We start from the raw sequence: 3538 nt of genomic DNA, 5'->3' as shown, positions 1-3538 counted from the left end.
AAACTGGCAGCCAATAGGTGATGTGGAATTAAATCCAGAGCAACACAAAGACGCTGCTTAATTATTTTAGGCGACAACTACCTTGAAAGACGCCGGTATTATCACTATCAAAGACATTTCCCAAGTGTCGCAAGAAGAGCAACATCTGCTAGTGGACAACAATGAGAATCTGCAAGATCGACTAAAGATTACGCTAGGTATGATAGGGCAGAAAATCACTACACTAACTATTTCTCGCTAATATTTGACCCGTGCGCGTCTAGAAGCTTTTTAGGCACACTTTCTAAATTTTGCTTCCTGAGTCTAAACGATCGTGATTTGGATGAGGTGAGATGGGGGCAGCAAGGTCATCAAAACAACCACTTTCCCGCGTGCCTTTAATAGCTTCTATAAATCGATTCAGCATTTCAGGGTACTCACTAAAAACCTTCATCCAAATACTAAAATGTCCCCTATCAATCATCTCTTTTAAAATAAGTTTAGAAACAATTTTATTTTCGGTATCAGCCAAATAGTCATCCAATGCACTTCTAGCAGCCATAAATGCATTTATTCTCTGAGTTCTCCTGTCTTTAGAAGTAGTAACTCCACTAACACTTCTCAGAGGAGCATTTAAACCTAATAATTCAATTGTTGCTAAAGCAATTATTCTTTGCCTGTCAGATAAAGCATCTGCTGGTCGAACATGCCCATCTAATTCATATGTAAAAGCTAAAAAAGTATTATCTCTGTCAGGAAAAAAAAGTTCATCAAATAGCACTTGCTTCCTACTTTTAGTAGCATTGCAATTCCGACAAGATAATAAGAAGTTTCTCCATTCCAACTCCAAGTCAGGATCACCAAAATCACCACTTTTAGGAACTAAATGCTCAACTTCAATACCAGAACTTATATTTCGCTCACAGTAACTACAATACATTCCTATGTTTTCTTCCTGATAAAAACCTATTCCGATCTTATCAAGCAAAAAATCAAGATACCCCTTATAATCATTAAAAGCTCTAACTGGAGCATCACCTCTTCGTACAGGCCTCATAACTCAAAGCCTATTTTCGTTGCATATTTTCGTTCAAGAATTGCTTGGTAGGCTGGATTATCTGCATAAGGGGCTATCAGGGCAGCAAGCTTCTCTTTATATTTCTCATGAAATTCTTCAGGGCTTAGCTTCTGCTCATCTAATTCATCTAATGTTTCTAAAAAAGCATGAGCATCACCCTTCATTTTATCATATGTATTTGAAACCTCAGGCTTTGAAACGCCCATGTTTCTAGATATTTCTTCAACCCCCCTACTTCCATAATCTGATAAGTTATCTCCATCAAGTAGAATTAGCTCTTCACTATCCCTAATTGACTGTATAATAAAAGGTGAATGGGTTGTGCAAATAAACTGAATACAAGGAAATGTAGCTCTTAAGTTCTCTACTATATTCTTCTGCCATTTAGGATGTAAATGTAAGTCAAGCTCATCGATCAAGACTACGCCTGTAGTTTCAAAGCATACGTTTTCTTCCAAATGTGGATTAAGAATCGCAGCACGTTTCGCTATATCACAAAAAAGCCCAAGTACTGTTTTTTGGCCATCACTTAAATGTTCAAAAGCAATATCTTTCCCATTTTCAAAAGACACCATAACTCTTGACTTTGCAAAGTCGAATCTAAAACCAGTACAGTTTTCTAACGCACCTTGAACAGCTATTTCCATAGCGCTTTTTATAGGATTTTTGGGGGCATCAGATATCCCTGAGAGTCTTTGTAATTCTTCAAGTTCCAACTTAAGAAGCCATTCAGAAATCGCAGCATCATCTGAGCCAGTATGAAAGCAATCTAAATAAGGCTCAAACCTAGAGTACTTTTTCTTGGCTGTATTGCTTAAATCGAGAGCCCCATTGCTCATCCATAGCCTGTCACATTCATAAAAGGCAATTACTGGTAAATTAAACTTTCTACCGCGTTCAATATACTGAAGTATGTCTCGTCCTAATGTATCAAAGTTCAATTGATAAGATTTCTCAGAATAGGAGTCTGCGACACTCTTATGTTTGTACTGTATACTGCCTGCCAACATTGTAATTGGAAAATCTTCAAGCCTATCTCTTGTCCAAGTAACTTTTCCTGAGGTATTAGTTCCATAACGATTTATAACAGGGAATTCCCCCATCGTAACAATACGAGTATGTTTAGCTAGGTCAAACCTACCATCAATCTCAATCTCTCTGACCTCATTATCTAAAATTGGACGTAAGTTACTTTCACCTTTTATGTATGCGTGCGCCCACCCCGCTAGAGCGATTGCGAGCCCCTTCAGAACTGAACTTTTCCCACTGCCATTAACTCCCGCAATGAGATTAAATTCTGGGTGAAAGAAAAACAGTTGCTTTTTAAAAAGCTTAAAGTCTTCAAATTCAACATTAAAGATCATAGCTAAACTTCATAATTAAAATTAACCGAGATCTTATCATAACGCACTTCCTTAAACACTTACTCCGTATGTAAGCCTAGAAGTAGTTTATTGGCGTTAGCACTTACTAAACATGGCTAACTTGGTTACATTCGCTCACTGCCTATGATCAATCGCGAATACAACGAAATGCACTAAATCTCAGTCTTCTTACTCAGCATTTTTCTTCAACCTGCTTGGGCAGACCAACTAATAAAAAAATCTAAGTCATCTATCTGCCACAGACCTAACACTGAGTACTACTCTCGAATAAAGAATTTCACTGTGTATCAGGCGATTAAAGCCTGTCTTGCCAGTGGTGGAAGATTACCTATAGGCCAGTCTTTGAGCACTTCTCAAAGCCCCTCAGAAACCACTACCTCAAGCTATTCCAAAGCGACTAAGTATAGCCGTGATAAGTTCGGACATGGTTGGGATGATGAAAACAGAGATTGTCAAAACACGCGCCAAGAAGTCCTCATATCTATGTCTACAAACCCAGTAAGATTCGCAGATGATAGACAATGCCGTGTTACTTTTGGTCGTTGGATTTCGATGTATTCTGGAGAAGTTCTTTTCGATGCATCTAAGGTAGATATTGATCATATCTTCCCTCTGAAATGAGCATGGGAACATGGCGCTCAATCTTGGGATAAGACTAAGCGAGAACAATTTGCTAACGATCCGATCAACCTTGTTGCTGTAGAAGCATCATTAAATCGACAGAAAGGTGCTAAAGGATTAGACGAATGGTTACCCCCAAAGAATCGGGAGCAATACAAAGCACGATTTCAAAGGGTGACCTTGAAATATGGCTTAGAGTAATAAGTTAAATTTTAGGGAGAAGGCCTGCAAACTAATACTAGCCTTCTAACCTAGTTATTTCTCGAATGGATAGTTAATTCTTAATACTGCCTCAAGTTTTGCCTCATAGGTGTAGCCACCCGAGTAGAGCCCATAAGTTAACGTATCATGGTCATGACCAATAATCTGTGCAGATAGGTTGAATCGCCACTAATTAGCTAGACACCTTTTAGTTAGATAAAATGATCTAAGTGAGAGGTATTTATGAGCAAAGTACGTTACCCAGAACAATTCA

Annotated in this window: 3 protein-coding genes and 1 pseudogene; 2 read left to right on the top strand and 2 right to left on the bottom strand. The window is 38.3% G+C overall.

Annotation, left to right across the window (positions count from 1 at the left end; translation table 11 throughout):
- Positions 1-82: 82 nt before the first annotated feature.
- Complete coding sequence (locus tag DFP77_RS19625; RefSeq protein ID WP_181858600.1) at positions 83-241, top strand: hypothetical protein; 159 nt, start codon at positions 83-85, stop codon at positions 239-241.
- Positions 242-283: 42 nt separating this feature from the next.
- On the opposite strand, the gene DFP77_RS19280 is transcribed toward DFP77_RS19625, so the two are convergent.
- Both DFP77_RS19280 and DFP77_RS19275 read right to left on the bottom strand, forming a co-directional pair.
- Complete coding sequence (locus DFP77_RS19280) at positions 284-1036, bottom strand: HNH endonuclease (RefSeq protein ID WP_114413793.1); 753 nt, start codon at positions 1034-1036, stop codon at positions 284-286.
- The gene (locus tag DFP77_RS19275; protein ID WP_114413792.1) at positions 1033-2421 is read right to left on the bottom strand and encodes an AAA family ATPase; all 1389 of its coding nucleotides are present in this window, start codon (positions 2419-2421) and stop codon (positions 1033-1035) included. Before DFP77_RS19275 ends, DFP77_RS19280 begins: the two co-directional genes overlap by 4 nt.
- A gap of 657 nt (positions 2422-3078) precedes the next feature.
- On the opposite strand from DFP77_RS19275, the pseudogene DFP77_RS20065 reads away from it, so the two are divergent.
- A pseudogene (locus DFP77_RS20065) lies at positions 3079-3264 on the top strand (GmrSD restriction endonuclease domain-containing protein); the annotation flags it as partial.
- Positions 3265-3538: the final 274 nt, after the last annotated feature.

This window comes from Marinomonas foliarum (assembly GCF_003337275.1).
GTDB classification, from domain to species: Bacteria; Pseudomonadota; Gammaproteobacteria; order Pseudomonadales; family Marinomonadaceae; genus Marinomonas; species Marinomonas foliarum.
The sequence above is the reverse complement of the archived record's forward strand: the minus strand, read 5'-3'. Positions and strand labels throughout refer to the sequence as shown.